General features: G+C 56.5%; 1 protein-coding gene. It reads right to left on the bottom strand.

The genetic code is table 11. The features are described 5' to 3' along the window. Positions 1-14 precede the first annotated feature (14 nt). Positions 15-563, bottom strand: coding sequence for an MCP four helix bundle domain-containing protein (locus HLUSI_RS0124810; protein WP_016836502.1), 549 nt, complete (start codon positions 561-563; stop codon positions 15-17). Between the last annotated feature and the right edge of the window lie 143 nt (positions 564-706).

Here is a 706-nt window from a genome sequence, read left to right as displayed (position 1 = left end):
CGCGCGCTCGTCCTTCATCGGCGTATGCGGTGCGCCGAATCATCGGAAATGGTCTTGTTTATCTCCACCATCTTCTGCGTCAGCACATAACCGGTGCGCCAGGCCGGGCGCAGCTGATCGGAAATGATCTTGTAGACGGCGGCATTGGGGCTGGACAAGTCCATGCGCAGGATGTCCTGCTGGATCTGACGGTATCCCATGCGAGCCTGCTTGAACTGATCGAACAAGGCGCGATCGCGGGGGCTGAAGATGGTCTTTTCGTATTCTTCCTGCAGATGGTTGAGGCGCTCGCTATTGGCGCGCAACAGCGCAATGTCGGCCTGGCGCGTCGCTTCGGTGTCGTCGATCTGGGCGATCTGCTGGCCCAGCAGCAGGTTTTCATACCAGGCGGCGTTGATCATGGTGCTGTAATACAAGCCGGGCGTGGAATCCTGGCGCAGGCTGGTGGCCTCGTCGTCGATCTTGGCCAGCCTGGTGTAAGCGATTCCGGCCATGACCGCCATCAGGATCAGGATGACCGCAAAGCTGCCGAGGATTCGCTGTTTGATCGTCCAATTTTTCATGCTGACGGGGCTCTCTGAATGGGGATAAAAGATGATGCGGAAGATCGCGTGAAACTAATATCGAAAAATCATCGAAAAAAAGCCAGATTCTTGCTTTCTGCGCATTATCCTCGAATCACCCGTGCATTGCCACCTGCGGCCGT

Origin of the sequence: Herbaspirillum lusitanum P6-12, from assembly GCF_000256565.1 — a bacterium.
Lineage (GTDB): Bacteria > Pseudomonadota > Gammaproteobacteria > Burkholderiales > Burkholderiaceae_D > Herbaspirillum > Herbaspirillum lusitanum.
Note: the sequence above shows the minus strand (reverse complement) of the source record. Positions and strands in the feature narration are given on the sequence as shown.